The sequence below is a fragment of the Prevotella sp. P5-108 genome, from assembly GCF_002251385.1.
GTDB lineage: Bacteria > Bacteroidota > Bacteroidia > Bacteroidales > Bacteroidaceae > Prevotella.
This window is the reverse complement of the sequence record NZ_NPJJ01000010.1, coordinates 24,141-50,726: the sequence shown is the minus strand read 5'-3', so window position 1 is coordinate 50,726 and position 26,586 is coordinate 24,141. Positions and strand designations below refer to the sequence as shown.

Annotated in this window: 25 protein-coding genes and 1 tRNA gene; 20 read left to right on the top strand and 6 right to left on the bottom strand. The window is 44.8% G+C overall.

Annotation, left to right across the window (positions count from 1 at the left end; translation table 11 throughout):
* From CIK95_RS12685 to CIK95_RS01855, 7 genes are all read left to right on the top strand, one after another.
* On the top strand, window positions 1-439 hold a 439-nt coding region (locus CIK95_RS12685), incomplete at its 5' end, for a hypothetical protein (protein WP_216820570.1).
* On the top strand, window positions 436-1,539 hold the full coding sequence (locus CIK95_RS01880) for a glycosyltransferase (protein ID WP_094466124.1): 1,104 nt from the start codon (window positions 436-438) through the stop codon (window positions 1,537-1,539). The genes CIK95_RS12685 and CIK95_RS01880, both read left to right, overlap by 4 nt.
* On the top strand, window positions 1,539-2,717 hold the full coding sequence (locus CIK95_RS01875) for a glycosyltransferase (RefSeq protein WP_094466123.1): 1,179 nt from the start codon (window positions 1,539-1,541) through the stop codon (window positions 2,715-2,717). The genes CIK95_RS01880 and CIK95_RS01875 overlap by 1 nt, the downstream gene beginning before the upstream one ends.
* Window positions 2,718-2,862: 145 nt before the next feature.
* A complete protein-coding gene (locus tag CIK95_RS01870) occupies window positions 2,863-3,870 on the top strand; it encodes an NAD(P)-dependent oxidoreductase (protein WP_094466122.1) in 1,008 nt (335 codons plus the stop codon).
* 40 nt (window positions 3,871-3,910) lie between these two features.
* Window positions 3,911-4,483, top strand: a complete 573-nt coding sequence (locus CIK95_RS01865) for a sugar transferase (RefSeq protein ID WP_254046389.1) — start codon at window positions 3,911-3,913, stop codon at window positions 4,481-4,483.
* A 15-nt stretch (window positions 4,484-4,498) separates the two neighbouring features.
* Entirely contained in the window at window positions 4,499-5,710 is a 1,212-nt protein-coding gene (locus CIK95_RS01860) for an ATP-grasp domain-containing protein (protein WP_094466120.1), read from the top strand.
* A gap of 4 nt (window positions 5,711-5,714) precedes the next feature.
* Complete coding sequence (locus CIK95_RS01855; RefSeq protein ID WP_094466119.1) at window positions 5,715-6,959, top strand: glycosyltransferase family 4 protein; 1,245 nt, start codon at window positions 5,715-5,717, stop codon at window positions 6,957-6,959.
* A gap of 90 nt (window positions 6,960-7,049) precedes the next feature.
* On the opposite strand, the gene CIK95_RS01850 is transcribed toward CIK95_RS01855, so the two are convergent.
* A complete protein-coding gene (locus tag CIK95_RS01850; protein WP_094466118.1) occupies window positions 7,050-8,435 on the bottom strand; it encodes an ATP-binding protein in 1,386 nt (461 codons plus the stop codon).
* A 161-nt stretch (window positions 8,436-8,596) separates the two neighbouring features.
* Here CIK95_RS01850 and CIK95_RS01845 point away from each other — a divergent pair, with 161 nt between their 5' ends.
* The 5 genes from CIK95_RS01845 to CIK95_RS12680 all read left to right on the top strand — a co-directional run bounded on the left by CIK95_RS01845 (window position 8,597) and on the right by CIK95_RS12680 (window position 12,894).
* Window positions 8,597-9,886 (top strand): DegT/DnrJ/EryC1/StrS aminotransferase family protein, encoded by a 1,290-nt coding sequence (locus CIK95_RS01845; RefSeq protein WP_094466117.1) that lies wholly within the window; start codon window positions 8,597-8,599, stop codon window positions 9,884-9,886.
* Window positions 9,887-10,025: 139 nt separating this feature from the next.
* On the top strand, window positions 10,026-11,147 hold the full coding sequence (locus tag CIK95_RS01840) for a nucleotidyltransferase family protein (protein WP_094466116.1): 1,122 nt from the start codon (window positions 10,026-10,028) through the stop codon (window positions 11,145-11,147).
* A gap of 5 nt (window positions 11,148-11,152) precedes the next feature.
* Entirely contained in the window at window positions 11,153-11,302 is a 150-nt protein-coding gene (locus tag CIK95_RS13045; protein WP_158215056.1) for a hypothetical protein, read from the top strand.
* Window positions 11,303-11,418: 116 nt separating this feature from the next.
* Window positions 11,419-11,673, top strand: coding sequence for a helicase associated domain-containing protein (locus CIK95_RS01835; protein ID WP_094466115.1), 255 nt, complete (start codon window positions 11,419-11,421; stop codon window positions 11,671-11,673).
* 1,038 nt (window positions 11,674-12,711) lie between these two features.
* Window positions 12,712-12,894, top strand: coding sequence for a hypothetical protein (locus CIK95_RS12680; RefSeq protein ID WP_144007683.1), 183 nt, complete (start codon window positions 12,712-12,714; stop codon window positions 12,892-12,894).
* A gap of 356 nt (window positions 12,895-13,250) precedes the next feature.
* On the opposite strand, the gene CIK95_RS01830 is transcribed toward CIK95_RS12680, so the two are convergent.
* On the bottom strand, window positions 13,251-13,640 hold the full coding sequence (locus CIK95_RS01830; RefSeq protein WP_022309666.1) for a DUF3127 domain-containing protein: 390 nt from the start codon (window positions 13,638-13,640) through the stop codon (window positions 13,251-13,253).
* 158 nt (window positions 13,641-13,798) lie between these two features.
* Here CIK95_RS01830 and dnaN point away from each other — a divergent pair, with 158 nt between their 5' ends.
* The 6 genes from dnaN to CIK95_RS01800 all read left to right on the top strand — a co-directional run bounded on the left by dnaN (window position 13,799) and on the right by CIK95_RS01800 (window position 20,222).
* Window positions 13,799-14,929, top strand: a complete 1,131-nt coding sequence (gene dnaN, locus CIK95_RS01825) for a DNA polymerase III subunit beta (protein ID WP_094466114.1) — start codon at window positions 13,799-13,801, stop codon at window positions 14,927-14,929.
* A 31-nt stretch (window positions 14,930-14,960) separates the two neighbouring features.
* Window positions 14,961-15,821 (top strand): 3'-5' exonuclease, encoded by an 861-nt coding sequence (locus tag CIK95_RS01820; RefSeq protein ID WP_094466113.1) that lies wholly within the window; start codon window positions 14,961-14,963, stop codon window positions 15,819-15,821.
* 68 nt (window positions 15,822-15,889) lie between these two features.
* Window positions 15,890-16,783, top strand: coding sequence for a DUF4835 family protein (locus tag CIK95_RS01815; protein ID WP_371591351.1), 894 nt, complete (start codon window positions 15,890-15,892; stop codon window positions 16,781-16,783).
* Entirely contained in the window at window positions 16,783-18,441 is a 1,659-nt protein-coding gene (gene recN, locus CIK95_RS01810; protein ID WP_094466112.1) for a DNA repair protein RecN, read from the top strand. The genes CIK95_RS01815 and recN overlap by 1 nt, the downstream gene beginning before the upstream one ends.
* Window positions 18,438-20,096 (top strand): tetratricopeptide repeat protein, encoded by a 1,659-nt coding sequence (locus CIK95_RS01805; RefSeq protein ID WP_094466111.1) that lies wholly within the window; start codon window positions 18,438-18,440, stop codon window positions 20,094-20,096. The genes recN and CIK95_RS01805 overlap by 4 nt, the downstream gene beginning before the upstream one ends.
* A gap of 51 nt (window positions 20,097-20,147) precedes the next feature.
* Window positions 20,148-20,222: transfer RNA gene (locus CIK95_RS01800), tRNA-Arg, on the top strand.
* Between the two features lie 304 nt (window positions 20,223-20,526).
* On the opposite strand, the gene CIK95_RS01795 is transcribed toward CIK95_RS01800, so the two are convergent.
* The 4 genes from CIK95_RS01795 to CIK95_RS01780 form a co-directional block, all read right to left on the bottom strand.
* On the bottom strand, window positions 20,527-21,078 hold the full coding sequence (locus CIK95_RS01795) for a hypothetical protein (RefSeq protein WP_144007682.1): 552 nt from the start codon (window positions 21,076-21,078) through the stop codon (window positions 20,527-20,529).
* Between the two features lie 88 nt (window positions 21,079-21,166).
* Entirely contained in the window at window positions 21,167-22,027 is an 861-nt protein-coding gene (locus tag CIK95_RS01790) for an N-acetylmuramoyl-L-alanine amidase-like domain-containing protein (protein ID WP_094386999.1), read from the bottom strand.
* On the bottom strand, window positions 22,024-23,094 hold the full coding sequence (locus CIK95_RS01785; protein WP_094387000.1) for a DUF4421 domain-containing protein: 1,071 nt from the start codon (window positions 23,092-23,094) through the stop codon (window positions 22,024-22,026). Before CIK95_RS01785 ends, CIK95_RS01790 begins: the two co-directional genes overlap by 4 nt.
* Before the next feature lie 5 nt (window positions 23,095-23,099).
* Complete coding sequence (locus tag CIK95_RS01780) at window positions 23,100-24,083, bottom strand: Gfo/Idh/MocA family protein (protein ID WP_094466109.1); 984 nt, start codon at window positions 24,081-24,083, stop codon at window positions 23,100-23,102.
* A 99-nt stretch (window positions 24,084-24,182) separates the two neighbouring features.
* On the opposite strand from CIK95_RS01780, the gene yihA reads away from it, so the two are divergent.
* Together yihA and CIK95_RS01770 are read left to right on the top strand one after the other, a co-directional pair.
* Entirely contained in the window at window positions 24,183-24,791 is a 609-nt protein-coding gene (yihA, locus tag CIK95_RS01775; protein ID WP_022309515.1) for a ribosome biogenesis GTP-binding protein YihA/YsxC, read from the top strand.
* Between the two features lie 12 nt (window positions 24,792-24,803).
* The gene (locus CIK95_RS01770; RefSeq protein ID WP_094466108.1) at window positions 24,804-26,582 is read left to right on the top strand and encodes an ABC-F family ATP-binding cassette domain-containing protein; all 1,779 of its coding nucleotides are present in this window, start codon (window positions 24,804-24,806) and stop codon (window positions 26,580-26,582) included.
* Window positions 26,583-26,586: the final 4 nt, after the last annotated feature.

Genomic DNA, 26,586 nt, shown 5'->3' with positions numbered 1-26,586 from the left:
TGATATATGTTTGTATTCTACTGCTTTGCAGAACCAAACGCCATTAACATTCATTTTATGGTTAATATTTTTGCCAATTCCTTCGTTTCTATTTCCAGGAAAACCTACGCTCCAAGGTGACGCTTTTACTTATGCGGTAACAGGAAAATCCTTTGGAGATGCTAATTTCTCATCAGCACTTCCTTCCGTATTAGGTGAATCATTTATGTATTTTGGGGAATATTATTGGGTTGAAGCATTGATTATAGGATTTGTGGCTTTATTTCTTATTAGATATATGTTGAAAAATAAAACTCTTACTTTTTATTCAATCTATATGATTGTCTTTGTCTTAACATTGGGCCGTGGAGGTGGGTCTTCCTACTTGTCAACTCTTATTAGTGGCTCAGTATCATTAATAGCACTGAATATTTATTTGAAACTAAAAAAGCAATTATGAAAAAAGTATACCTTTTTCTCTATGGAGAAATAAACACGGATGGTCGTGTTCAAAGAAGTATAGATTTTCTCAAGTCTTTTGGTGATATAGAGATACACCTTGTGAGTTGCGGAATGATAGATTTTCCTATAGAAGGGATTATTCAGCACCAAACGAAATTGAAGCCTCTTGGACTTAGAAACTACATGCAGTTCCGTGCTAATGCAAAGCGAATAATTAAATCTGCAGATGTAAATAATACGATTTTCTATTTGCATGACTATTATTCGATTCTATTAGCACCAGTGGTGAAATCCATTAAAGGAACTTTCGTATATGATGCCCATGAACTCTTGATTAAAGCGGAAGGTCAGAAATATACATTACGCGAAAAGTTATTTATATGGGCAGAGAAGCGATGGGCAAAAGATGCTTATCGTGTGATAGCCGCCAATGCTGAGCGCGAGCAGGTTATGAAAGATGTCTATGGTCTGACAAACACACTCAACGTACTGAATATCGCGGATTACAAATATAAGCAAGCAGCTGGAACCGTAAAGAATGATTTCGATTGGATTGTTTATCAAGGCGTTGTTACAGAATCAAGAAAACTGTCATTCTTCATTAAGTCGCTTAAACATCTTCCTTCTAACTATAAACTTATGATTATAGGTGGTGGTCCAGATGGTGGTCCAGGTGATCGTGAATTGCTTGAAGGAATTGCTAAGCAAGAAGGTCTCTTTGATAGAGTTCTCTTTACTGGTCGTATGGCTAATAAGGATATGATGGAGAAGCTCAAGGAATGTAAGGTCGGTATCATTACTTATCCTTTTAATACATACAACAATATTTACTGCTCTCCCAATAAACTTTATGAATACACCGCTATAGGTATGCCGGTTATTTCTTCAAAGCAACCCTTCCTGGAAAAGGTTGTTCTCTCATATAATATAGGCGGCATGTTTGATTTTGAAGACGAAAAGGCATTTGCTGATACTGTTCAGAAAATCATCTCTAACTATGATGAATATACAGGCAATATCCCTGCCTTCTTAAAGGATTATAACATCTCTATTGAAAAACAGAAATTTGTAGAAGCCTTAAAACCTTTGTTTGCGTAATGAAAATTCGACATTTCCTTTTATATGGTACTCTCGACCCAAAGTTCGGGGGACCCACATATAGCATACCAATCCAGTGCATAGGAACACAGCGTGAGGGGGCTCAAATGAGTTTTGTTGTTCAGGAGTCAAGCAAGCCATGGGAAGACAAGTTGATAGAGGAGGGTGTTGAAATGATAAACATACCTGACCCCAAGAGCAAGTTTGAACATTCTTTTGCGATACCTTTGAAAAATTATCTTTCTGGATGCAAAGATTTACCCGATATTATTCATTTCCATGGAGTGTGGATGCCATGTAACTTGTATGTTGCTAAATATGGTTTGAGACATAATATTCCCTATGTGATAAACCCTCGTGGAGACACAGAGATTGCACGAATAAACTATGATAAGATAAAAAAAATAAAGAAACAGATTGCGTGGCATTTGTATGGGAAAAGAATAGTTGACAATGCTGCGTGTATTATTGCAACTTCTGAGCAAGAGCGTGATAGCATTCGCACACTTGGAAGTAAAGTGCCTGTGGCAATTATACCAAATGGTATAGAACTGGATGCTTTTCCTAAGGAGGTAGTGCATAATCATGGTGAGAAAAAAGTGCTGTTGTTCCTTTCTCGCATTAATCCCATTAAAGGTATCGAATATCTGATTGACGCATGGAGGCAACTTGACACCAACCTTACGAATCAGTGGGAGTTGCACATAGCAGGTAATAGTGATCCTAAAGACTATATAGATACGCTCAAAGCGAAGGTTAACGGTTTGGGATTGTCAGAAAGTATAAAGTTCATTGGTCCTGTTACAGGAGAGGCTAAAATGCGTAAATATCAAGACTCAAATCTTTTCATCCTTCCAACTCTCAATGAGAATTTTGGCAATGTGGTAGCGGAAGCCATGATGTGTGAGTGTCCTGTAATTACAACAAAGAATGCTCCTTGGAGTTGTTTGAATGAGGATAAATGTGGATGGTGGATAGATTTGTCAGTAGAAAACCTTGTCAATACATTGATAGAAGCCATGTCTCTTACGGATGAAGAACGTCACAAGTTAGGCCAAATGTCACGTAAGAGCATTGTTAATAGATATTCCGCTGAAAGTGTGGCTAAAAAGACATATCGTCTGTACGAATGGGTATTAGGAAAGTGTGGAAAACCAGATTTCGTATATACAATTTGACGGTAAGCAATCAAAATTATTTCTTATGAATTATGGATTTTGTTCAATCCTGTAGTTTACATTTTATATAGAATTATTAAGGCGCTTTTTCCATTTGTAGATGGTGCTTGACATTAAAAATAAATAACTAATAAATAATAAGAATATGATAATTGTAATAGGAGCAACAAGTTTTATCGGTGTTCATACAGTAACAGAACTCGTTAATCAAGGATGTGATGTATTAGTGACAGGTCGAAAAAATCGCTTCAAAGAGCATTATGATGCTTTGGGGGTAAAGTATGTTAATCTCGATCTTGATAGAGAAGAGGATTTTGAGCAATTGCCAAAAAAAGATGTGGAAGGCGTAATTTTGTTGGCTGGCTTACTTCCTGCCAATGCACCTGTAAACCTTGATGAGGATGAAAATGCTGCTGACTATTTTCGCATTAACACCATCGGAACAATCAATTGTTTGGAGTACTGTCGAAAGAACGGCATTAAACGTGTTATTTCAACTTGTTCGTATGGCGATGTGCGTGGCGCATGGAGCGGAGAGCGTAGATTGACAGAAGAAGAACCACGTAATTTCTTCTTTACTGGTGACCATTCTGTTTATACTATTTCAAAGAATGCTGCTAACGATGTGATGGAGTATTACAATCAACAACATGGAATGAAGAATGCCGTGTTCCGTTTCCCGACAGTGTTTGGTGTTACTCCACACATGAGCCTTTATGTGAATGGAGAGATGAAGAAATCTGGTTTTCAGATTTTCATGGAGAAAGCGGAGAAAGCGGAAGACATTACGGTGTTTGGTAATGCCAAGATGATTCGTGATGTTGGCTATGTAAAAGACATTGCCCATGCATTCTATCTCGCCATAAAGAGTGAGAACACTTATGGCCTGTATAATATGACGGCAGGTGGTGGTGTGACTTTGCAGGAACAGGCAGAGGTGATGAGAGATGTATTTGGACCTGCAGACGGACGCCGCTCAAAGATCATATATAAGCCAGAGATACCCAACAACACAACATCGTATCTTTTCTCTATGGACAAGGCCAAAAGAGATTTTGGATTTGAGCCTCAGTTCAAAACGTTCCGTCAAATGATGGAGGATTTTAAGAAAGATTGGGATAATAATCTCTATCGTGATTTGTTCAAGTACTAAACTCTATCAACATATAAATTCAACTATGTATAAAAAATGTATGAAAAGGGTAATTGATTTTATAATTGCCCTTTGTGCTTTTCCTTTTGTATTACTTCTGTGTATTGTTGTATGGATTGCCATTAAGTGTGATGATGGTGGTCCTTTGTTCCATATGGCTTCTCGTATAGGCAAGAATGGGCGAATCTTTAAGATGTTTAAGTTTCGTTCAATGATAGTTAATGCTCCGGATCTCCGTATGGAAGATGGAAGCACATATAATGCAGCAGATGATCCACGAGTGACTAAAGTCGGTAAATTTCTTCGCAAAACAAGTCTTGACGAGATACCGCAATTATTAAATGTGCTTATAGGTGACATGGCATTGATAGGTCCAAGACCAGATTCCGCGTTCTATTTGGAACATTATACTCCAGAAGAAAGAGTGATACTTACAGTTAGACCTGGTATTACAGGTTGGAACCAAGCAATTAACCGCAATTCAGTAGGAACAAAAGAAAAACTTCAGGCAGACATTTACTATGTAAAGCACTTGAACTTCTTCTTCGACATTAAAGTTTTGTGGTTGACTTTTAAGACAGTATTGTCACACAAAGATGTTTATAGAGCATAGGATTTGTATAAAACAATGCAAAAAAGATTATTGGTATTGGCAGCTGGCATCTTACAAGTGCCGGTGATAAAAAAGGCCAAAGACATGGGCATATTTGTCATCGCTGCAGATGGCAATCAGAATGCAGAGGGACTGAAGTATGCCGACAAGGCTATCGTGGTGAATATCACCTCTGAAGAGGAGGTCTTGAAGGTGGCCCGCGAGGAACGGATAGACGGAGTGATTCATCCTTGTTCGGAAGTGGCTATGAACGTGATGGGCAGACTCAATGACGAATTGGGGCTGTCGGGCATTACTCGTGAGCAAGCTATCCGTGCCACAAATAAACACCTGATGCGTGAGGCTTTTGAGAAGGGCGGTGCGCCTTCGCCAAAGAGTGTCTTGACGAAGGGTGTGGAAGATGCGTGGAAGCAGTTCCAAAAACTTGACGGTGATGGAATTTTGAAGCCGAGCAGGAACTCTGGTTCGAGAGGCATCGCAAAGGTAATTAAGTCAGGACGGGATGAAGGGAATACAAACAAAGAGAATTTTTGCAGGTTATATGATGTCGCCCTGAATGAGAGCCGTGACAAATCGGTTCTGCTGGAGCAGTTTATTGAAGGTCCTGAGTTCTCGATAGAAATTATCGTTTGGAACGGTAAGGTAAACGTGCTGACGGTAACGGATAAGAAAACTACGGGTGCTCCGCATTTTGTGGAGTTGGGGCATAACCAACCATCGTGCTTTTCGGCGGAAGAGGTGGAAACTCTAAAAGCAGCAGCTGTGGCAGGCGTGAAGGCTTTGGGGGTAAACAACTGTGCATGTCATGCAGAAGCAAAACTGATGGATGGCAAGGCATATCTGATGGAGATTGGCGCCAGACTGGGCGGCGATTTTATCTCTACGGAACTGACCCATCTGAGTACGGGAATAGATATGGTGGCTGCTGCTATAGATGTGGCATTGGGATCGGAACCAGATTTGAGCATAAAGGAAGAGCCAAAGGGAGTATGCATCCGTTACTTCTGTCCAAGGCCAGGAAAACTGGTGAATATATCGAATACCGAGATTTTGAATGATGCTCATGTCTATCTATGGGAAATCTATCATAAAGCAGGGGATGAGATACCGGAGGTAACCAGCAGTCTCAGCCGTTCGGGACATGTGATAGTGACGGAAGAGTCGCCACAGAAGGCTATCGCCCTGGCTGAAAAGATAATAAATGAAGTAAAATTTGAAACAGTCTAATATTATGAAGATTTTACAGTTGACTGGGTATTTCCTGCCAGAGAAGGCGGCAAGTATCTATTTGGTTGAAAATCGCTTAGAGGCATTTTCGAAGAACGGATTCGAAACTGTTATTTATGCATCGAGGCCTACTCGTGGTCTTTCTGACAAAGAGTATAACGAGTATAAAAACAAAAAAATAGAGAAGATGTATAATGGAAATATTCATGTACATCGTTTTCCTATGTACCGAGAGGGGAGGAATGTTTTACTTCGGGCTGTAAGGTATTCATTAAATTGGATAATTCAATTATGGTATGGAATGAATGAGGCGAGAGTGGATTGTATATATTTGGAGTCAACGCCTCCAATACAAGGTATGCTTGGTTCAATAATTAGAATTTTTAGAGGGATACCCTTTGTATACAATCTTCAAGATATCTTTCCTGACTCAATGGCTGGTACGGGTTTGGCAAGAAAAGGGGGATTTATCTGGAAGATTGGTCGTGTAATAGAAAATTTCACTTATAAGCATGCAGATAAGATAATTGTTATCTCGGAAGACTTCAAGAAGAATATTATGGCCAAGGGCGTGCCTGAGGACAAGATAGTAGTAGTCTATAACTGGGTGGACCAAAACAAGGTGGTGGATGTGCCGCGTGAAGAGAATAAGCTGTTTGATGTTTATGGACTGGATCGCAGCAAGTTTTATATCACCTACAATGGAAATATTGGGCTGACTCAGAATATGGATATGCTGCTGGATGTGGCCAAGGAGTTGCAGAAAGTGTATGAGGATATTCACTTTGTACTGGTAGGCAATGGCGCATATCTGGACGAGGTGAAGCGCAAAGTGGCAGACCAACAACTGGACAACGTGCATCTGTTGCCATTCCAGCCATACGAAGATATAAGCCATGTGTTCTCGCTGGGTGATGCCTCGCTGGTAATCTCCAAGCCCGGAGTGGGAGCGAACAGTGTGCCCTCGAAAACGTGGAGCATTATGAGCGCGAGTAGGCCTGTGCTTGCTAATTTTGACGAGAACGAATTGAAGACTATCATAGAGAACAACCACTGTGGAATATTCACCAAAGCAGGCGACAAAGACGCGTTTAAGGAGAGTATTCTGACGCTGTATAACCATCGTGAACTCTGCAAGGAATATGGATATAACGGCCGAAAGTTTGTTTTGGACAACCTGACGCGAGAGGTGGGAACACAGAAGTATGTGGATGTAATCAAAGAGGTTTGCGGTAAAAAAGCAAAGTAAAAATCTAAAACATTTTCTCGTCATGAGCGAAGCAAGGCTGTTGTGCTCATGACGAGAAAACGTAAGAGGCATAAATCTATGTGGAATAGTTTACATAGTATTAGATGTGGTAGATTTAATTATCTGCGAAACAGCATATAGAGGGAATACGCTGACATGGCGAACGGTATCTTTGTCTTCTTTGTCAGTATAACAAAACTCTCCGAAATTCTCTAATGAACAACGGATGGCCTCGGTGATATGCTTCTCACGCATAAAAGCCCACAGACTTTTCATTCCACCTTGGTTTCCTGCTTTGACCTCAATGGGAAGAATATTAAGATGCGATGGAAGGAGATAGTCGATTTCTGCTAATGAATTCTTTGACAAACGAACCCAGTAATACAACTCATGACGCAAGTTGGGAGTCATATAGTGGAGCATTTCCAAACCGGCTACAAGTTCAGCCATAGTACCTTTGTTGACAAGGTCGGCTGCTGTGGCTGTAAGTATTTGGGTGGTAAGCATGGTAGAGTCTCCTATCGTGATGCCTAAAAGACGCAGCATAAGTCCACAGTCAAAGAATAGAATCTTGCGATATGAATTGTCTGCTTCGCTACCCAAAGGAAATCCATTGGCACTGGTGTGAGTTACAGGAATCAGTAATCCGGCAAGAATGAGCAGGTTGAGCGCACTCTTGACTTCTGCTGTTTTATAGTCGCCTACTTTGGTATAGACAAATTTTTTTGTGGCTTGTACGGCGGCACTACGCAATATGTTGCGAAGCAAATTGACATCAGCCTTTTTCTTGTATTTAGGAAAATCGTCCTCATAGCTTATAAGTATATCATTTTGAACTTCCTGACAAAGCAGGTAATCGTGGGTCTCAACCCATTTGGCAACACACTCAGGCATACCTCCTACAAGCATATATGTGCGAAGTAGGCTGACTAACTTTTCGTGCAATGGCTCAGGAAGCGGTGATTGTGAAGATGCTGCATTACGAGCTTCGAGTAATATATCTTCTTTGTTGGCAAGAAGAAATTCATCAAAGGTCATTGGATACATAAACATAGAATGTATTCTACCTACGCCAAATGTTGGTAATTCTGCAAGGGCGAACTCTAATAGTGAACCTGCAGCAATAACATGAAGCCCTGGCATGTTCTCTTTGAAGAAACGTAATGACATGATGGCCTCTGGACACTCTTGAATCTCATCCATAAAGAGAAGAGTCTCGCCTTCTTCTATCCTTGAGCCTGATATTGCAGAAATCTGCATAACGATGCGATTGACATTTAGGTCTGGTAAGAAGATAGCTTTATATTGAGGCTCCATCTCAAAGTTTATTTCTAAATAGTTTTTGAATTGCTTGCCTAAATGACGCACAGCGGAAGATTTGCCTACCTGTCGTGCTCCTCGAAGTAGAATGGGTTTACGTGTATCGCGTGAAGCCCATTCTGATAGATGTTTATCTATAATTCTCTTGTAGTACATGGTGACTCGTTAATATTTGTATTTCAGTCGCAAAGATAACAAAATGAAATTATCCAAACAAATAAATCGCCGAAAAATGAAATTATCCAAACAAATAAATTGGCGATAAACGAAATTATCCAAACAAATAATTTTAACAATTAGATATTTATAATCATATTATGACAATGAAATTGCGTAATGTGCCTTTCTCTCCGCCGGATATGACGGAGGCTGAGGCGGCAGAAGTGCGTGATGCCATTTTGTCTGGTTGGATAACAACCGGACCGCGCACAAAGAAGTTGGAAAAGGACGTGGCCGAATATGTGGGTGTGAACAAGGCTGTATGCCTGAACTCGCAGACGGCTTGTGCTGAAATGGCGCTGAGGCTGTTGGGCGTAGGCGAAGGTGATGAGGTGATAGTGCCTGCTTATACCTATACGGCAAGTGCTTCGGTGGTGGAACATGTTGGGGCTACGCTCGTCTTTGTTGATGTGCAGAAGGATTGCCTCGAGATGGATTATGACGCTGTGGAGAAGGCCGTGACTCCTTATACCAAGGCCATTATCCCTGTAGATTTGGCGGGTATTCCCTGTGACTACGACCGTCTGTTCGAGATAGTGGAGCGCAAGAAGGACATCTTCACTCCTAAGACTGACTTGCAGAAGATGATTGGTCGTGTTGCCATCTGTTGTGATGCAGCCCATGCCTTTGGTGCTTCGCGCAAGGGAAAGATGGTGGGCTCGATAGCAGACTTCTCATCGTTCTCGTTCCATGCCGTGAAGAATCTGACTACTGCTGAGGGTGGTGCACTGTCGTGGAATCTGCCGTTCGGCAATGAGCTGGTGGTGAAAGATTTGGACAAGAATGAGGACAATACCTTTAGCGGTGTGCCAGAGATAGCGGGCGAGACCTGGAACGAGAATCTGTACCGAAAGGCACAGTTGTTGAGTCTGCATGGTCAGAACAAGGATGCGCTGGCAAAGACCAAGCTCGGTGCCTGGGAGTATGACATCATCGGTACATGGTACAAGTGTAATATGACTGATGTGGTGGCTGCTATCGGACTGGTTCAGATGGACCGCTATGAGGGTATGCTGGCGCGTCGCCGCCAGATGATAGCTCGTTATGATGAGGCTTTTGCGGGACTTGATGTGGCTGTGCTGAAGCATTATACTGAGGAATATACGTCGTCTGGACATCTGTATCTGGTGCGTCTGCTCGGCAAGACGCGTGAGGAAACTAATCTGGTAATCGAAAAAATGGCTGAGCGGGGCATTGCAACCAATGTACACTATAAGCCTCTGCCTATGATGACGGCCTATAAGAAGTTGGGGTTTAACATCAAGGATTTCCCCAATGCTTTCCATGCGTTTGAGAACGAGATTACGCTACCGCTGAACACAAAGATGACAGACGAGGATCTGGAATATGTGATAGATAATTTTGTAGAAATCGTAAATGGCTTGTAGCCAGCGCAGCTACGTTTTGGGATGGGGCGCATCAGCCCCGCCGCCCTTACGAATCAATGCAGAGTTATATACCTTATTATATATATAGGCGTCTGCCTGGAAGGAAGCCAAGACGTAGCTTTATAAAGAATAGGAACCGATGATTACTGCCGAAGAAAGACTCTTGCTGCGCCTTGTCCGAATGGGGTTAGGCAATGGTGGAGTCTGTGACCTTGCGGAAAGAATAGAATGGAACGCTCTGCTGGACCTTGCTGTTCAGCAGGGCGTTCCTGCTATTGTGCTGGACGGGGTAAAGGATGAGTCTCCATCGCCGTTTGCGGCCGGTGACAGGCTGTGTAAAATGCAGTGGGTCGGAATGGTGATGAACATGGAGCGGCAGTATGCTGCTTATGAGAAGGTGATAGGAGAGTTGGCTGCGTTCTACCAGCAGAATGGCATAAGCATGATGTTGCTCAAAGGGTATGGATTGTCCAAGTGTTGGCCTGTACCAAATCATAGACCCGTCGGTGATATAGACATCTATCTGATGGGTGATGGCAATAAGGTGTGGAAGATGGCTGACAAGCTGCTGCATGAGCGGTTGGGTATCGAGGTGGACAATGGGCACCATCATCATTCGGTGTTCACCTATAGGGGAGTAATGGTTGAGAATCATTATGATTTTGTAAATGTACATTCGCATCGTTCGAGCAGATGGATAGAACGGCTGTTCAAGCGATTGGCTGCATCCGGGCATGAGACATATATGCTGGATAACGGTGCCAGAATCATATTGCCCTCACCTCTGCTGAATATGCTTTTTGTGGCTCGTCATTCGGCTTGTCATTTCGCGGCAGAGGGGATGACGCTTAGGATGTTGTGTGACTGGGTGCTGCTGGCAAGGCAGCGGAAAGATGATATAGATTGGGACGAGTTTTGGAAGATATGTGTGGCTATGGGCATGGCGAAATTCGTATTGTGCATGGCTCATATAGCTCATCGCTATCTGGGGGTCGCGCTTGATGTTTTTCATGTCCCAGCGGTATACTCTAACTTCGGAACAAAAGAAGCTGAACTGATAGAACGCGTGCTGGAAGACTGCTTCTCGTCGCGGCACAAGGTAAAAGAGCCTGCCGGGGTGGGGTATATCATTGCACGGTATAAGTTGTGGAAGGGAAATCTCTGGAAACATCGTATAGTATATACTGATAGCGTGATTTCCACATTCTTGGCTCAGATTAAAAGTCATCTGATGAAACCGGCGACGATAATAGGGAATTGAAAATTATGGAAGAATTGGTAAAACGGGTAAGCGATTTTGTGGAAATGGAGCATCGTTCTGGAGCCATGCAATTGATAAGTGCTGAGTATGTGGCTCGTTGTATGCAGATTGCCAAAGAGGATGCGGCAGCTGCTCTCGAAGCGCTAAAGAAATAATTGCGTTGTAGTGATGAGCGGTTGCAGATAATTCGTGCTACATATATAAATAGGTGACCAGTATATTTGGCGGTGTCGATGGAACTTGTTACTTTTGCTGTGTTAATGCAGAGATTATGGAGAATATGACAAAGCGTGAGGCCAATTGGCAGGAAAGCTACAAGGAGCTATTGGCTTATGTTGAGGAACATGGGCAACTACCTAACAAGAAGAAGTCGGACAAGCGTGGCCTTCTGAACTGGTGGAAGTATAACAAGAAACAAATGAAGGCTGGCAAACTGGATGATGAGCACATGCAGCTTCTGATAGAATTGAGCGATAAGCGGCGGGTGCATCTGCTGTTTGCGGATGAGTCGGGTGACGACGAATAGTTGTTGCCGTATATGTGTCCAATAGAATGGTGCATAGAGCCGGATTTCCATAGTATGGGAGTCCGGCTCTATGCGTTTATGTGGGTCGCAATACGTTGGGAATCATCCGAATTTCCGCGCTTTTTCTTGGCTTCGCTGTAAGTGTTGTGTCTTATACATGAAACAGCAGGTCAACTGCGGGTGACATCTTCGGCTAAACGCAACGACATTATCTTTCCGCGTCGTACAGCGTCGGTGACCTTCGGTTCTGAGTGGCTGCTGCTTGTGGGCGTCCGAAAGGCATAGTGGAACGTTCCCGCGGAAACTGATTGAGGGAAAAGTCTCGTGCCATTTGTTCTCTATTTGCTACATCTATTAAAGGATGTGATAGACCCAAAAAGCCGTTGTGGTTGTTGGCGGCTTCGCCTTGTTGGAGTTGTTGGTGACGCCTGACGGGAAACGAGTTTTCCTCTTTGTCGTCACCAATACCTCCAACGCTATGCTTCGCATGACGACAACAGCCGTCACGGTTCAAAAAGCGGCCGTCGGCCGTCCAAAAAGTCCGCCTTTGGCGGTAAAAAAAGCCTAATACCAAAATTTATTTTGCCAAATTACCGCCTGATACCAAAATCTTTTTTTGTAGAATCATGTCCTAATACCGAAATCTTTTGTAGCGAAATTCGGTCTGATACCGAAATCTTTGGGTTGTTTGCCCACTGTGGGTAACGCCTTCGGCTAAGCGCAACACTTACAGCGTTGCCATGATGGTGGGGGGCGTGTACCCAGGGTAGCGTGCTTTCGCCCGCAACCCTGGGCTGGGGAAACGCAACACCTACAGCGTTGCTGCTGCTTGTGGAAGCCTCTCTCTAACTCTCCCCAAGGGGCGAGAATGTTAACCTGGTGATTTACGCATAGTTATTGGTGAAAAGGTGGGGCGTGAGGCGTGATAGAGCTTCGTTCTGGCGACAACGCTGTAACTGTTGGTGCTTGTGGGAGTTTCCATATTTTTTACTTCTGTTTGCTTTAACGATTAAGGGATGGAGATAAAGACAAAAAGCCGTGGTGGCAGTTGTCGGCTTCGCCTTATTGGGACTGATGGTGACGCCTGTCAGAAAACAAGTTTTCCTTCTTGTCATCACCGTCATCACCAATGTCATGCATTGCATGACGACAACAGCCATCACGGTTCAAAAAGCGGCAGTCGGCCGTTCAAAAAGTCCGCCTTTAGCGGTGAAAAAATAGTTGCTTGTGGAAGCCTCTCTCTAACTCTCCCCAAGGGGCGAGAATGCCAACCAGTTGTGGTTCACCTTCTGGATGTGTGGGGTGGATGGAGCATGAGTTTCGTTGTATTTTGAGCCTGCGTAAATGCTCTATATACCTTATTATATATGTGTTTCTCTGCATGGGTGGGGAAATCTATGGTGTGTCCTTGTAAAGTGCAAGTGGTGAAAGATATCGTAGAAGATATACTCTTATGGGGTTTATCTTGTCTCGGTATGAGTGGCTCGGATCTGGCTCTTGTGGCGTGAAAAGAACAACTCCCAAAGTCCTAATGGACCTTGGGAGTTGTCATCATATTCATGATATGGGTTCTGTCATTAGAATGGCAGGTCATCATCGCTGTTGCTCTGCTCGGGCTGGGGGGGGAATGGGGCGTTGGCGGGCTGCTGAGGCGCTGCGGGAGCGGCCTGGGCTGCAGGGGCTGCGCTAACGGTGTTGGGGTCGACCAAGCGAACGTCGAATGCGCGGATATTGTTGAACCAACGGCCATTATACTCGTGAGCATCAATGTCGAAAGAAACATTGACCTCCTGGCCTAACTGTATGTTGAAACGAGTGAGACGCTCTTCGCCAAATACATCGAATACCATCTTGCGAGGGAAGCTGTCGTGGGTTTCGATTACAAAACTCTGACTCTTCCACTCTCCACGTGCTGAAACGCCGCTGCGTGCGGGCAGCACTGCGATTACCTTACCTTGTAGTTCCATTTTATAATTATATATTTGTTTTCGAGATTATTATCTTCCGCGAAATTACTAAATTTTATGAGAAAGACGAAAATATTTGCCTATTTTTTTGCACCGCAAGCAGCTTTTTTGTATTTTTGTACCTATATTCAATTAAAAACCATATAAATAATATAGGCATGGAATTTACAATATCAAGCAACGCTCTTAGCAGCCGTTTACAAACCCTGGCAAAGGTTATCAGTAGTAAAAACTCACTCCCTATACTGGAATGTTTCTTGTTTGAGGTGAACAATGGTTCGCTGACGATTACTTCGTCGGACAGCGAAAACATGATGAAGTCTACTGTGGCACTGGACAGTAACTCTGGAGAAGGGGCTTTTGCCATTCAGAGCCAGACCATGCTTGACGCTGTGAGAGAGCTGCCCGAGCAGCCTTTGACAGTAGTCGTTGATACCGAACTGGCTACAATCAAGGTGATATATCAAGGCGGTGAATATAACTTTACCATCATGGGCGCTGCAGAATATCCCAAGATGCTGACGATGCCTGAGAATGTCAATGTAATCACGATTGATTCGGGCGTGCTGGCTGCCAACATAAACCGTTCGATATTTGCCACTGCGCAGGATGAGCTGCGTCCGGTGATGAATGGTATCTACTTTGACTTGACTCCGGATGCGTTGGCTATCGTAGCCAGTGATGGACACAAGCTGGTGCGTAACAAGAACTTCATGGTGAAGAGTGATTCTCCTGCCGCCTTTATTCTCCCGAAAAAGCCAGCCAACCTGTTGAGAAGTGTACTGGGCAAGGATGGCTGTGATGTTGTCATCAAGTTTGATGGACGAAATGCCGAGGTAACCTTCGACGAGGGCGTGCTGACATGCAGACTGATAGAGGGACGTTACCCCAACTACAACTCGGTGATACCTGTAGCCAACCCCAATCAGCTTACGATAGATAGAAAGGCTCTGCTGAGTGCTCTCAAGCGCGTATTGCCTTTTGGTAGCAAGAGCAGCCAGTTGGTGAAGTTCAAGTTGGACGCAGGCAGTCTGGTTATCTCGTCTGAGGATATAGACTATGCAACCAAGGCTCGTGAGACTATCCTCTGTGACTATGCAGGACAGAAGATGAGCATAGGATTCAAGGGCAGTTCGCTGACGGAGATTTTGAGCAATCTGGACAGTGAGCAGGTTACGGTGGAACTTGCTGATCCCAGCCGTGCCGGTATCATTGTACCTACAGAACAGCCCGAGAATGAGGATGTGCTGATGCTGCTCATGCCGATGTTGCTGAACGATGCAAACTAATATTCAGAACCCACTATAATATATAGTAATAGTGAAACTTAATATCACAAAACCGCTGGTAGTCTTTGATTTGGAGACTACCGGCTTGGATATTGTAAAAGACCGTGTCATCCAGATATCGTATATCAAGGTGATGCCGGACGGACGGGAAGAACGAAATAATATCTTTGTCAATCCTCAGCGGGTAATCCCTGATGAGGTGGTAGCGCTTACGGGCATTACCAATGAGATGGTGAAGGAAGCCAAGACATTCAAGGAGATTGCAGCCAATCTGAAAGACGCGTTTGCGGGGTGTGACTTTGCCGGATTCAACTCAAACTTTTTTGATATTCCCATGCTTGCCGAGGAGTTCCTTCGTGCGGGCGTGGACTTTGAATTCTCCAAGGCCCGTCTGATAGATGCGCACAGCATCTTCTGCAGAATGGAGCGTCGGAGTCTGGCTGCTGCCTATCAGTTCTATTGCGGTCGCAAGATGGAAGATGATTTCCCTCCGCATCGTGCCGATAATGACACCGAGGCTACCTATCGGGTGCTGATGGCTCAGTTGGACAAGTATAATCCAGAGACGGCCGATGACCCTGAAAAGGTGTTGCACAACGATATGGATGAGTTGGCAGCCCTGTCAAAATCGAATGACAATGTGGACTTTGCAGGCAGAATCGTGTGGAAGGACATGGTCGATGCCAATGGCAAGCCGCTGCTCGATGGTGAAGGCAATCCGCGCAAGCAGGAGGCTTTCAATTTTGGTAAATACAAGGGTTGGTATGTGACAGATGTCCTGCGCAAGGACCCTGGTTATTACAGTTGGATGCTGTCGTCTGATTTTACGAACAACACCAAGCAAGTGCTCACGCGTATCCGTATGCGTGAATTTATGAACAAGAAAGGATAGTGGGCAGTAATCTCGGCATATTGATACGGACATTTACGCGGAGAAATCGCTTCTGGATGAAAGGCGTGATGGTGATGGGCTACATCATGATAATGCTGGCGGCAATGCCGGCAAAGGCTCAGGAACTCAATGCCAAGATAACCATCAACCGTTCGCAGATACAGGGAACGGATGCCAGTGTGTTTGATGAATTGCAGAAGCAGTTGGAGCAATTTGTCAATGAGCGGCAATGGACCAATCTGCATTTTCAGAAGAATGAGCGTATTGTATGCAATTTCAACATCACTGTAACCAAATATGACGCTTCGTCGAATATCTTCACTTGCAAGGCGCTGATACAAGCCAATCGTCCGGTATATAATTCGGCTTACACTACCACTCTTTATAACAACACTGACAACAACTTCAACTTCGAATATACCCAGTTTGATCAAATTGTCTTCACTCCAGACAATATTGACAATCAGCTTACTGCGCTGTTTGCCTATTATGCTTATCTGATTATCGGCATCAATCTCGACAGTTTTGCTGCCATGGGTGGTGACGAGGTGCTGCAACAGTGTATGAATGTTGCCAACAGTGCGCAAAATCTGAATTATCCTGGATGGAAAGCCTTTGATGACAGTCGAAACAGGTATGCCTTTATCAATGATTATCTGGATGGAGGTATGCGCCCGTTCCGACAGTTTCAGTATGACTATTACCGTACCGGGCTTGACGAGATGGCTGGCAATGCGGAGCGAGGGCGTGCCAATATAACTAAGGCGATGGAGCTGTTGAAGAACAGTCATGATAACAAGCCGCTGAGTCTTGTTCCGCAGATATGGACGGACTACAAGCGGGATGAAATTGCCAATATATATAAAGGTAAGGGAACGCCCAAGGAGAAGGAAACAGTATATGACATTCTGTTTGGTATCAACGCCAGTCAGAATGCGGCATGGGATAAAATTAAGGAATAATGTTAAGACATTTATATATAAAGGATTTTACGCTGATAGACCAGCTTGACATTGATTTCTTTCCAGGTTTCTCGGTAATCACTGGAGAAACGGGAGCGGGAAAGAGTATCATCTTAGGCGCATTGGGTCTGCTCTTGGGTAATCGTGCTGATGTTAAGCAGATAAAGAACGGCGAAAAGAAGTGTGTCATTGAGGCACATTTTGATTTGGCCGACAGTCATCTGGAGCGTCTGTTCTCTGATAATGATATAGACTATGATGCACAGGACTGCATCCTGAGAAGGGAAATCAATGCCAATGGCAAGAGCAGGGCTTTTGTCAATGATTCACCTGTATCGATTGCTGTTCTCAAGGAATTGGGCGAGCACCTGATAGACATACACAGTCAGCACCAGAACCTGCTCTTGCAGAAGGATGATTTTATGCTCGGCATTGTGGACGTGGTGGCCAAGAATGGCGAGGTGCGTCGTGCGTTTGCCGAGGCATACGAAGAGCAGAAAACGTGCAAGCGTGAATTGGATGACTTGACGCAGCAGATAGAAAGAGATAGACAGAATGAAGATTTTCTGCGTTTCCAATATCAGGAGTTGGCCAAGGATGAATTCAAAGAAGGCGAGCAGGAGCAGTTGGAGCAAGACAGTGAGATACTGGCTCATGCAGAAGAGATAAAGCAGGTGCTCTTTGATGCGAATAACGTGCTGACTGACGAAGACAACAATGTGGCGTCTATCCTTAAGAACATCGCTTCCAATCTGAATTCGATAGAATCGGTATATGCGCCAGCTCGGGAACTGGCTGCGCGTGTGGAAAGTGCTTATATCGAAATCAAAGATATAGCCGACGAAATCAATGGGGGAGGAGAGAAGATTGAGTTCAATCCTGCCTTGTTGGAGGAAATCAACGGCAGGCTGGATAGATTGTATGCTCTGCAACAGAAGTATCACCTCGGTTCGATAGAAGAACTGAATGAACTCAAGCAGAAAATCGCTGACCAACTGGGTCTTATTGACAATGGTTCGGATGAGTTGGATGCGCTTAAGGAACGATATGAGCGGGCATACAAGGAATGTCTGGTAAAGGCGAAGCTGTTGACACAGACACGTGAGAAAGCGGCGAGAACTGTGGAAAAGGAACTTAAGCAACGTCTGGTGCCATTAGGAATCCCCAACGTAAGATTTGAGGTGTCGATGGAGGAAAAGCCCTTGAGTGCTGATGGCGCCGACAAGTTGCAGTTTATGTTCAGCGCAAACAAAAACAGTCTGTTGCAGCCCATATCGCAGATAGCCTCGGGCGGCGAAATCGCCCGCGTGATGCTCTCGTTGAAGGCGATGATTTCGGGAGTAGTCAAGTTGCCCACCATCATCTTTGACGAGATTGATACGGGCGTGAGCGGTCGCGTGGCCGAGCAGATGGCTTCGATTATGAAGGAGATGGGCGACAAGGACCGTCAGGTTATCAGCATTACCCATCTTCCACAGATTGCTGCCATGGGAACGACCCATTATAAGGTTTCCAAAGAGGATTATCGTGATGTGACGTTGAGTAGGATGACAAAACTTACAGATGACGAGCGAATCAAGGAAATCGCTCAGATGTTGAGCGGCAGTGACATAACTCCGGCCGCAATAGAAAATGCAAAATCCCTATTAAGAATATGAAGAAAATCATTTATATAGCTTTTGCACTCTTGGTTGCAACCAATTGTAGTGCGCAGATAGAGAGTGCCGCCAAATCGGTTTTCTCTCTGACAACCTTTAAGAAAGATGGTACCTTGCTTGCATCAACCCATGGCGTGTTTGTGGGAGATAAGGGCGAAGCGATAAGTTCTTGGAAGCCGTTTGTGGGTGCCGACAGTGCGGTGGTAATCGATGCCAATGGCAAGCAATCGGTAGTAAGTGCGCTGATAGGTGCCAACGAGTTGTACAATGTCTGCAAGTTTAAGGTGGATGGCAACACACAGCCTGCTTCTGTAGCAACTGCAGCCAGCAAGAAGGGTGAAAAGGTATGGATATTGCAGTATTCGGTCAACAAGCCCCTCATAGACCAGCGCAATGTGCAGAGCGTGGAGCCGTTTATGGAGAAGTATGCCTATTATCTCTTCTCGTCTAATATCGATGAGAGTGCTGATGGATGTCCTGTTGTCAATTCCAAAGGTCAGGTGATTGGTGTCATCCAGATTTCCAAGGATGGACAGCAGATTGTGGCTACTGATGCCAATTTCATGAACGATATGACTGTGGAGAACGGTCTGGCCATAGCCAATCCTGTGCTCAGACAATCGTTTATCCCTATCGACTTTCCCAAGAATCATGAGCAGGCTGCGGTGATGTTGACTCTCACAGCAGAACAGAGAGATACGCTGATGTATAACAAGTACGTAAAGGCTTTCATCCAACGTTTCCCTGATTATGTGGAAGGCTATAATGCGCTGGCCAACAGACAGCTGGCCAAGGCTGATTTCTCTGGAGTTGATGCTACCATCAAGACTGCCCTTGAGAAAGTTGTCAAGAAGGAGGATGTACATTCGGCCTATTCCCGTCTGATTTATAGCAAGATTTCCAATCTTCCAGACAGCATCTATCCTTCCTGGAATGCGGATAAGGCGCTGGAGGAAGCTAATATGGCGTATGATATTGACCACCAGCCTCTCTATGTGCATCAGCAGGCTTTGGCTTATTTTGTGAAGAAAGACTACGCTACTGCCTACGACAAGTTTATGGAACTCACCAAGACCCCTATTCGCAATGGCGACCTCTTCTATAGTGCAGCTCAGTGCAAAACACAGATGAAGGCTCCCGATGCAGAGATTGTAGCCCTCTTGGACAGTGCTATAGCTGTCTCTCCCCAGCCGCTGAATTTTGTGGGTGCGCCTTATGTTCTTGCTCGTGCTACACATTATTATAATATAGGAGAGTATCGTAAAGCGGTGATAGATTTCAATCAGTATGACTCGTTGATGCAGGGTAGGCCCATTACCAGCAATTTCTACTATATCCGTCATAAGGCAGAAATGGAAATCCATCAGTATCAGCAGGCGCTCAACGATATGGACCGTGCCATATTGCTGCAGCGTGATTCTCCAACCCTGTGGGCAGAGAAGGCTTCGCTGCATTTGCGCTTCAGCCAGACCGACAAGGCAATCCGTAGTGCAGAAATCTGTACACAACTTGCACCTGAGTATGCCGATGGATATATCTTGTTGGGCGTGGCCAATATGGTGGCAAAGAATAAGGAAGAAGGAACCAAAGCTCTCATGAAAGCCAAGGAATTGGGAGATGAAAGAGCTGATGAGTATTTGAAGAAATATAAGTAAATATTTGGAAATACCAAGCAAATTTATTAACTTTGCAGCCGCAAAAAGGATGGTTCCGTAGCTCAGTTGGATTAGAGCAACAGCCTTCTAAGCTGTGGGTCTTGGGTTCGAACCCCAACGGAATCACGAAAAAACTGAAGAAAGAGGATTTTTACATAATGTAAAGTCCTCTTTTTTTGTGTATATGATTGGTCTGTGTATTGGTTGTCATCTGCAACATCACTGTGTCATATTTGTTTCATGCATCATTTCTTGCCTTTGCATCTATTTGACTGGAGCGGAGGTTCGTATTATCTTGGAAGAGTTTTGAATAGCCCATTTAAATTGAGGTGATTTCCATATTTATACGCAACATAGCACCGATAACTCTGAGGAGTTTAACCTTATCTTTGGTTGTGTTAGGCACGATAATCCATCGCTCATTGTCTATCTATACTTGTCCGTTAAACATCTTTGATGCTGTTATAAGTGGTTTGCCACACCAAGTTAGTTCTTTTTGCTTGATTTTATCTATACCAATTTCCCTGATTAATTCAAGGAACGTATTTGTTATTGAATTATTGGCAAAACATTGCCCATCTGGTAATTTTACGAGTATTTCGCCTTTTGTTCTAGTGCGCTTTTCTTTGTTAGGGTTGTCTTGTGCTACAAAGTCTTCTCCCAACTCTATTTTTAATCCTAAAGACAATTGCTCATTTATAGCATTTAATTGCAGGAACTTTGTGTCCGAGTTTGATTGTGTGTTGAGATACCAACCATTGCAAACAGGCTTCATCCATTCCTTGTATTTGGGATATATTTCTTTTGATAACAATGGCAGGTGGCATGACTGTAGTTTTATATTTGCTATAACATCATCGCCCAACTCTTGCATTGTTGCTATCATTGTATCGGTTGTACTTTTATAACAAAGGACTTTTCCATTGGGGAAGGTTACTCTTAGGAGTTTTCTTCTCGCTCTATCTCGTTTTACTTCTTCCATATAGCTTTATATTAATGATACTTCAGTTTTTTTTTGCAGCATTGCAACGATTACTCGCAGAGGTCTAAGTTTTTCTTTAGGCAGCAAATCAATCAACTTTTATCCTTATCACTCTTATTCCTCTCTGTTTGGGATGCTTGCTCATATATACTGCGAGCGTCATAGGTTCTTCCACTACTTTGTGTCTTATTTGTGAGGCGTTGAGGAGATGTAGGCCGTCGGCGTGCCAAACTGCGATGCCTATGTGGGATGTGTCGAGTCCTTGTTTGGATGTGGTAATGGCCAGTATGTCGCCATCCTTTATGGTCTGGCGCATGAGCGTTGAGTTGTCTATTGATTTCTTCGGAATATAGGCCACAGTGCGTCCGGTCAGTTTTTGCTCCGTATCTCTGATTTCTTTTATGGCCTTTGGTTTGCCATGCAGCATAGGGTAGAGGTGGCTGTGGGTTGACATGAAATCGATGTTGAGACGCTGGCGGCCGGTGAATGGTCGTCTTTTATGCGAAATCTCCTTAATCAGCCCCATCTCTGTGTTGTCGTCAATCCATGAAGTGAAATAATGCAGTCGTCGCGTGTAGCCTATTTTCCCTTGTTCGTAACGTATGGTTCTCAGCCAGTGGCAGTAATCTTCAAACCTGATGCTTTGTTCACGGGCACACAGCGTGAGCGCCATTACCGTCTCGACATATGTGGTGCAATCGAGTTGGCGCAGGTTGACAACGAGCTGTTCGGATGGGTTCACCTCCAAGGTCTTGGCAACATAGGGAATACCACGTAGTTGACGGGAAAAGTATATCATGAGATTTTTATCCTTGCCCAGGTGTCTCGCCTGCTTCAGCAGCGAAGTCACGCGTAGGCTGTCAGATGGCTTATAATCCACCTTCTCCTGTCCAATGGCATTGAGGCAAAAGCCCCATATGACGACAGCGAGGAATATTGTATGTTTCATCGTCGGTTGAAGTTAAATCCTATATAAATGTTGACATTGCCAAAAGTATTATTGGTCGTTATCTGGCTTTTGTGATAATTATACGAATGGAATACGGCATTGGCTCCCACAAACCATTTGGTGTTGTTCCATACTATACCCATACGGCCAATTGCATCAATGTTGGTATTGTGCAGTGAAAGCTGTTTGAACCAAGGTTTGTCTTCATGGTTGTCGCCACGCGTGGTCTTGTATGAAAGCCCAATAGACAGGGAGGCGTCAATTAGCAGGTTGCGCATGGGCACCCAATTGTATGCGTATCCTCCAGAGATAGAGTAGTCGGTATAATCGATGTGGGGAGGCAGGTTGCGATTGGCATCCAGTCCATTGGGCGCAGTATAGCCCGTATGTTGCTTGATAATGGCAGACAGTTTCATCCAGTCCATATTCAAGCCATGTCGCGTATAACCGATACCCGCCAGAAATGAACCGGCCGAACGTCGCTGTACCGTGCTTTGACTGTAAGCAGCGGGATAAGAGAATTTGCGGTGGTTGAAGATATAATATAGGTTGAAGCCCTTGATGCTTGCTTCTATTCCATCAAATGGCAAATCCTTCAATCCCTCGGTATCATATTGTCGTCCTACATCAATTTCCTTGATTTTGTAGTTGTCTCCCGTGCGACGATAGAACAGGTCAACGCCTATCTGATTGGAATATAGACTCAGGTTGAAGTCTTGGTTGCGTCCGCTCTCTTTGATGTGGGCCACGTCGAGGGTATAGCCCAGGAATATCCATCTCCACCCGAAGTAAGGGCCGACCTTTATGCGCGGCTTGGGGGCAAAGACTACATTCATTCCGTCACTGCTGCTCAGGCGATATACCTCATAGGTGTTGGTGTTCTGAATCATTGCAGCAAAATTATATCGCTGCGGTTCCACATAGTTGGTATCTACACGGCTGAATTCTTTGACAAAGTCATACAGGACTCCTATCACACCCTTCTTTTGAGGTGGGATAGAGTCATCTGCCATAAGTGGTGAAGATGTGATGAGCAATATGATAATCAGATAGAGATGTCGGAGCATACAGCCTACATTTTTCCCAATATGCGATCCATCACCCAGTTGGTGGGAGTTGCGCTCACGCTGGTCGATGTGCAGATGTTCAGACCCTGCAGGTCTTCTATCACTTTGCGTATAATCGGTAGTTGCACGTAAGGAGGGTTCTTGACCTCTATCTCTGTCAAACCTTCTGAGGTTACCAGACGGATAGGTTTGTAGTTGAAGACAGAGAAAGACAGCATACCTTGTTCGCCGACTATCTCTATGCAGTCTTCTCTGGCACTTTGGTGGCCCACGAAGCACCATGACCCGCTGCCGACCAGTCCACTCTCAAAGCGGAAGCAAGCGCTTATGGTATCTTCTGCGGTATAGAGGTGGGCGCGGTTGGTGCAATAACCGTGGGCTTTGACGATAACGCCAAAGATGTCTTGCAATAAATCAAGTTGATGAGGGGCCAGGTCGTAGAAATAACCACCACCAGAGATGTCTGGCTGCAGGCGCCATGGCAGTTCGCGGGTGGAGTTATAGTCCAATTCTCGGGGAGGAGCGGAAAACCTTACCTGCACGTTGGTAATATTGCCAATGCGCCCTTCGCGTATGATTTCTTTGACGCGCTGGAAGTAAGGCAGGTAGCGGCGATAGTAGGCCACATAACAGGGCACTCCTGTCTGCTCGCTTATGCGGTTGATGCGTACGCAGTCGTCATAGCTTGCAGCCAATGGCTTTTCCACATATACCGGCTTGCCTGCACGCATCGCCATAATGGCAAAAGTGGCATGACTTGATGGTGGGGTGGCAATATATATGGCATTGATATCCGGGTCGTCTATCAATTCCTGGGCATCCGTGTACCATTTGCGTATATTGTGTCGCTCCGCATAGTTGCGCGCTTTCTGTTCGCTGCGGCTCATTACCGCTTCCACATGCGAACCTTCCACTTCGGCAAAGGCGGGACCAGACTTCTTCTCGGTAACCTCGACGCAACCAATAAATCCCCAACTGATTTGTTTCATCTTGTTTGCTTTTTCAGAACATTTGATACAAAGTTACGGCAAAGCGGAGATATTACAAAAAAAAAGTCGTAATTTTGCATATATAATTAAAGCAACGATATGGAAATTAAGAATTCTCAGTTTGTTATTTCAGCGCCTACAGTCGAAAAATGTCCAAAAGACAACAAGCCCGAGTATGCTTTTATCGGTCGAAGCAATGTAGGTAAATCAAGCCTCATCAATATGCTTTGTAATCATAAGGGCCTGGCCAAGACCAGTGCCACCCCCGGCAAGACTCTTCTTATCAATCTGTTTCTTGTCAATCGTGAATGGTATCTTGTCGATCTCCCAGGATATGGTTATGCCAAGCGTTCTAAATCCGTGCAAGACCAACTGCAGCGTATGATTTCGAGTTACATACTCCAGCGTCAGCAGTTGGTCAATGTATTTGTACTCATAGATATTCGCCATGACCCGCAGAAGATAGACCGTGAGTTTATCGATTGGCTGGGCGTGAGCAGCGTTCCTTTCAGTATCGTTTTTACCAAGGCCGACAAACTCGGACCCGTCAAGGCTCGTCAGAATGCAGAGCGCTGGATGGAAAGCCTCAGAGATACATGGGAAACGTTGCCTCCATATTTTATCACGAGCAGTGAGAAGAAGACCGGCCGTCAGGAGGTGATAGACTATATTGGACAAATCAACGACTCGTTGGCTGCTACTGATTAATACGTCGATACAATGGCAAGTCAGAATACTATTCTTGATGTACAGAACGTAAGCAAGCGTTTCGGCGCTCGTGAGCTTTTCGCCAATCTTTCGTTCAGCATAGCCGAGGGACAGAAGGTGGGCTTCATTGCCCGCAACGGTACTGGCAAGTCTACGCTGCTGTCAATCCTTACTGGCAGAGAGAGCCAGGATGAAGGAGCTATTGTTTATCGCAATGGAATACGCACGGGGTATCTGGAGCAGGAACCTGTCTTTAATCCCGATGACACCGTGCTGGATGCCTGCTTCAACCATCAGGGCGATGATGAGAAGATAGTGAAGGCCAAGCAGATATTGACCCGGCTTAAAATCGCAGACCTCTCTCAGCCGATGGGGCAACTCAGTGGCGGACAGCGCAAGAGGGTGGCGCTTGCCAATGCGCTCATTACCGAGCCCGATTTCCTGATATTGGACGAGCCTACCAACCATTTGGACCTCGAGATGATAGAATGGCTGGAGGGTTTTCTCCAGCGAGGCAACAAGTCGATACTAATGGTCACCCATGACCGTTATTTTCTTGACCGCGTGTGTGATGTAATCCTCGAACTGGATGACCATACCATTTATACCTATCGTGGCAATTATGCCTATTATCTGGAAAAGCGTCAGGAGCGCATTGACAATCGTCGTGCCGAGCAGGCTCGTGCCGCCAATCTGTATCGTACCGAATTGGAGTGGATGCGCCGTATGCCTCAGGCCCGTGGTCACAAAGCCAAGTATCGTGAGGACGCTTTCTATGAACTCGAAGCCCGCGCCCATCAGCGTATTGAAGAGCGCCAGGTAAGACTCAAAGCATCCAATGTATATATAGGTTCTAAAATCTTCGAATGTCAATACGTTTCCAAACGGTTTGGCAAGGATAAAGTTATACTCGACAATTTCTATTACAATTTCGCCCGTTTCGAGAAAATGGGCATTGTGGGCAACAATGGCACCGGAAAGTCTACCTTTATCAAGCTGCTGTTAGGATTGCAGCGGCCGGACGAGGGAAGGTTTGATATCGGCGAGACCGTCAAGTTCGGCTATTATTCACAGGACGGCCTGCAGTTTGACGAGCAAGAGCGGGTCATCGACATTATCACCAAGCGTGCCGAGTATATCGATCTTGGTGGCGGGCGCCACCTCTCTGCTTCCCAGTTTTTGCAGCGCTTCCTCTTCACGCCCGAAGAGCAGTACGACTATGTGTATAAACTCAGTGGAGGACAGCGACGCAAACTGTATCTCTGTACTGTGCTGATGGAGAATCCCAATTTTCTTATTCTTGATGAGCCCACCAATGACCTGGACATACAGACCCTCCAAGTCCTGGAAGAGTATCTGCAGGATTTCCCCGGTTGCGTCATCGTCGTAAGCCATGACCGTTATTTTATGGATAAGGTCGTTGACCATATCCTTGTCTTTAAGGGCGAGGGTGTGATAGATGATTTCCCTGGCAACTATACACAGTATCGGCAGTATTCGGCCTTGCAGAGCAAAGAGGAAGCCAAGGTAGATGCCTCTGTCAAGGAGAAGAAGATTTATCGCAACGACAGCCGTCGCCGTATGTCGTATAAGGAGAAACGGGAGTTTGAGCAGCTCGAAAAGGATATCGCATCACTCGAACAACAACAGCACGAGATAGAAGAAGCACTCTGTAGCGGTACACTCAGCGTCGAAGAACTCACGGAGAAAAGCCGTTTGCTGCCCAAGCTCAAAGAAGAAATTGACGAGAAGAGCATGCGGTGGCTGGAGCTCAGTGAAATCGAAGGTTAAATGA

Coding starts and splice junctions, on each gene's coding strand:
- CIK95_RS01880 (WP_094466124.1), top strand. CDS start 436: ATGAAAAAAGTATACCTTTTTCTCTATGGAGAAATAAACACGGATGGT.
- CIK95_RS01875 (WP_094466123.1), top strand. CDS start 1,539: ATGAAAATTCGACATTTCCTTTTATATGGTACTCTCGACCCAAAGTTC.
- CIK95_RS01870 (WP_094466122.1), top strand. CDS start 2,863: ATGATAATTGTAATAGGAGCAACAAGTTTTATCGGTGTTCATACAGTA.
- CIK95_RS01865 (WP_254046389.1), top strand. CDS start 3,911: ATGAAAAGGGTAATTGATTTTATAATTGCCCTTTGTGCTTTTCCTTTT.
- CIK95_RS01860 (WP_094466120.1), top strand. CDS start 4,499: ATGCAAAAAAGATTATTGGTATTGGCAGCTGGCATCTTACAAGTGCCG.
- CIK95_RS01855 (WP_094466119.1), top strand. CDS start 5,715: ATGAAGATTTTACAGTTGACTGGGTATTTCCTGCCAGAGAAGGCGGCA.
- CIK95_RS01850 (WP_094466118.1), bottom strand. CDS start 8,435: ATGTACTACAAGAGAATTATAGATAAACATCTATCAGAATGGGCTTCA.
- CIK95_RS01845 (WP_094466117.1), top strand. CDS start 8,597: ATGACAATGAAATTGCGTAATGTGCCTTTCTCTCCGCCGGATATGACG.
- CIK95_RS01840 (WP_094466116.1), top strand. CDS start 10,026: ATGATTACTGCCGAAGAAAGACTCTTGCTGCGCCTTGTCCGAATGGGG.
- CIK95_RS13045 (WP_158215056.1), top strand. CDS start 11,153: ATGGAAGAATTGGTAAAACGGGTAAGCGATTTTGTGGAAATGGAGCAT.
- CIK95_RS01835 (WP_094466115.1), top strand. CDS start 11,419: ATGGAGAATATGACAAAGCGTGAGGCCAATTGGCAGGAAAGCTACAAG.
- CIK95_RS01830 (WP_022309666.1), bottom strand. CDS start 13,640: ATGGAACTACAAGGTAAGGTAATCGCAGTGCTGCCCGCACGCAGCGGC.
- dnaN (WP_094466114.1), top strand. CDS start 13,799: ATGGAATTTACAATATCAAGCAACGCTCTTAGCAGCCGTTTACAAACC.
- CIK95_RS01815 (WP_371591351.1), top strand. CDS start 15,890: ATGGTGATGGGCTACATCATGATAATGCTGGCGGCAATGCCGGCAAAG.
- recN (WP_094466112.1), top strand. CDS start 16,783: ATGTTAAGACATTTATATATAAAGGATTTTACGCTGATAGACCAGCTT.
- CIK95_RS01805 (WP_094466111.1), top strand. CDS start 18,438: ATGAAGAAAATCATTTATATAGCTTTTGCACTCTTGGTTGCAACCAAT.
- CIK95_RS01795 (WP_144007682.1), bottom strand. CDS start 21,078: ATGGAAGAAGTAAAACGAGATAGAGCGAGAAGAAAACTCCTAAGAGTA.
- CIK95_RS01790 (WP_094386999.1), bottom strand. CDS start 22,027: ATGAAACATACAATATTCCTCGCTGTCGTCATATGGGGCTTTTGCCTC.
- CIK95_RS01785 (WP_094387000.1), bottom strand. CDS start 23,094: ATGCTCCGACATCTCTATCTGATTATCATATTGCTCATCACATCTTCA.
- CIK95_RS01780 (WP_094466109.1), bottom strand. CDS start 24,083: ATGAAACAAATCAGTTGGGGATTTATTGGTTGCGTCGAGGTTACCGAG.
- yihA (WP_022309515.1), top strand. CDS start 24,183: ATGGAAATTAAGAATTCTCAGTTTGTTATTTCAGCGCCTACAGTCGAA.
- CIK95_RS01770 (WP_094466108.1), top strand. CDS start 24,804: ATGGCAAGTCAGAATACTATTCTTGATGTACAGAACGTAAGCAAGCGT.